This is a genomic window from Nocardioides sp., assembly GCF_035697785.1.
Lineage (GTDB): Bacteria > Actinomycetota > Actinomycetes > Propionibacteriales > Nocardioidaceae > Nocardioides_B.
The window spans coordinates 1-2660 of sequence record NZ_DASSCL010000087.1; the positions used below are offsets into that span (position 1 = coordinate 1).

Sequence of the window (2660 nt, forward strand, 5' to 3'; positions counted from 1 at the left end):
CCGCGTCATGCAGTTCGCCAAGTCCAAGGCCAAGCTGATCAGCAAGGACATGCCCAAGACCACGTTCGCCGACGTGGCCGGCTGCCAGGAGGCGATCGAGGAGCTCGGCGAGATCAAGGAGTTCCTCCAGGAGCCCGCCAAGTTCCAGGCCGTGGGCGCCAAGATCCCCAAGGGTGTGCTGCTCTACGGTCCGCCCGGCACCGGCAAGACGCTGCTCGCCCGCGCGGTCGCGGGTGAGGCCGGCGTGCCGTTCTACTCGATCTCCGGCTCCGACTTCGTCGAGATGTTCGTCGGGGTCGGCGCCTCTCGGGTCCGCGACCTGTTCGAGCAGGCCAAGGAGAACGCCCCGGCGATCGTGTTCATCGACGAGATCGACGCCGTCGGCCGACACCGCGGCGCCGGCATGGGTGGCGGGCACGACGAGCGCGAGCAGACGCTCAACCAGCTGCTCGTCGAGATGGACGGCTTCGACGTCCGCGGCGGGGTCATCCTGATCGCGGCGACCAACCGGCCGGACATCCTCGACCCCGCCCTGCTGCGGCCGGGCCGCTTCGACCGGCAGATCGGCGTCGAGGCGCCCGACCTCGCCGGCCGGCACAAGATCCTCGAGGTGCACTCCCGCGGCAAGCCGATGGCCCAGGACGTCGACCTGCTGTCCGTCGCGCGTCGTACGCCGGGCTTCACCGGAGCCGACCTGGCCAACGTGCTCAACGAGGCCGCGCTGCTCACCGCGCGGCAGGACCGCAAAATGATCGACGACGAGGCGCTCGACGAGGCGATCGACCGGGTCATCGCCGGCCCGCAGAAGCGCACCCGCCTGATGAGCGAGAAGGAGAAGCTCATCACGGCCTACCACGAGGGCGGCCACGCGCTCGTCGCCGCCGCGCTCCCGGGCACCGACCCGGTGCACAAGGTGACGATCCTGCCCCGCGGCCGTGCCCTCGGTTACACGATGGTGCTGCCCGACGAGGACAAGTACTCCCAGACGCGCTCGGAGATGCTCGACAAGCTGGCCTACATGCTGGGCGGTCGCGCCGCCGAGGAGATGGTGTTCCACGACCCGACCACGGGTGCCGGCAACGACATCGACAAGGCCACCGCGCTGGCCCGCGCGATGGTCACCCAGTACGGCATGACCGAGAAGCTCGGGGCGATCAAGCTCGGCGACGACAACTCCGAGCCGTTCCTGGGCCGCGACCTGGGCCACACCCGCAACTACTCCGAGGACGTCGCCGCGATCGTCGACGAGGAGACCAAGCGCCTGCTCAGCTCCGCGCACCAGGAGGCCTTCGACATCCTCGAGGAGAACCGCGACGTCCTGGACCGCCTGGTCATCGAGCTCCTCGAGCGGGAGACGCTCGACAAGGGGGAGGTCGCCGAGATCTTCGAGCCGCTGCGGCGTCGACCGGTCCGCCCCGCGTGGACCGGCTCACCGACGCGGTCGCCGTCCGCGATCCCCCCGGTCGACGTACCCGCGGCGGTCAGGGAGCGGGCCGCGGCGAACGGCAGCGAGGGCGGCGTGATCCTGACCCCGCCGGGCAGCGGCGGAGACGTGCACGGCGACCCGGGCGTTGCGGCCGATGTCGATTGAGCGGATCTCGCAGGAGGAGCGCCGCGACATTCCTGACTTCGACCACGAGCGGGCCCAGGCGGCGATCCGCGAGCTGCTGATCGCCATCGGGGAGGACCCCGACCGTGAGGGGCTGCACGACACCCCGGCCCGGGTTGCGCGGGCCTACGCCGAGCTGCTGTCCGGCATGCGTCGTACGGCGGAGGAGGTGCTCACCACCACCTTCGACGCCGGGCACGACGAGATGATCCTGGTGCGCGACATCGAGCTCTGGTCGATGTGCGAGCACCATCTCGTCCCGTTCACGGGCGTCGCCCACATCGGCTACATCCCCAACGAGAACGGACGCATCACCGGCCTGTCCAAGCTGGCTCGGCTCGTGGACGTCTACGCGAAGCGGCCGCAGGTCCAGGAGCGGCTCACCACCCAGATCGCGGACGCCCTGATGAGCATCCTCGAGGCCCGAGGCGCCCTGGTCGTCATCGAGGCCGAGCACCTGTGCATGACCATGCGCGGGGTGAAGAAGCCGGGCGCGAAGACGCTCACGTCTGCGATCCGGGGCAGCATGCACAACGCCGCCACCCGCCAGGAGGCGATGAGCCTCATCACACGCGGCACCCGCTGACCCGCCCGGCGAGCCCTCGCGCGGTTCGAGGGTGACCGGCGCCTCGGTACCATGGGGCACTCCATGACCGAGACCACCGAACGCCCCCCGACTCCCTCGCCCGCAGAGCGTTGGGGGCGCCGGGCGCGCCACCGGCAGCCTCCGGAGCGTCAGGCGCCGGCCTGGCTGCGCGGCCTCGGCATCGCCGTGGTGGTCATCCTCGCCGCCGCGGGCGTGTACTCCATCGGCGACGGTCTCACGACGGCCGACCCGGCCCGGGTCTCGGCCCGGGTCGACGTACCGCCGGGTGGAGTGATGCCCGGTGAGCGGTTCAAGGTCTCCGGCGTGGCGTCCTCCGACTTCGAGCGACCGGTCTTCCTCGAGCGGCAGGACGGGGGGTCGTGGTCCCGGCTGGCGACGGTCCAGACCGACGACGACGGCCGTTTTACCTTCCCCCGCGCGCGCGCGAAGGAAGGCTCGCGGTTC

The 2660-nt window shown here is 70.9% G+C and carries 3 protein-coding genes; all 3 read left to right on the forward strand.

What is annotated here, in order from left to right:
- On the forward strand, positions 1-1591 hold a 1591-nt coding region (ftsH, locus tag VFH10_RS08820), incomplete at its 5' end, for an ATP-dependent zinc metalloprotease FtsH (protein WP_325127746.1).
- Positions 1581-2195, forward strand: coding sequence for a GTP cyclohydrolase I FolE (gene folE / locus VFH10_RS08825; protein ID WP_325127747.1), 615 nt, complete (start codon positions 1581-1583; stop codon positions 2193-2195). The genes ftsH and folE, both read left to right, overlap by 11 nt.
- Before the next feature lie 63 nt (positions 2196-2258).
- Positions 2259-2660: hypothetical protein (locus VFH10_RS08830; RefSeq protein ID WP_325127748.1), on the forward strand; the 402-nt coding region annotated here is incomplete at its 3' end.

Bases quoted from the DNA above. Each gene is read 5' to 3' on its own strand.
- folE (WP_325127747.1), top strand. From the start codon at position 1,581: ATGTCGATTGAGCGGATCTCGCAGGAGGAGCGCCGCGACATTCCTGAC.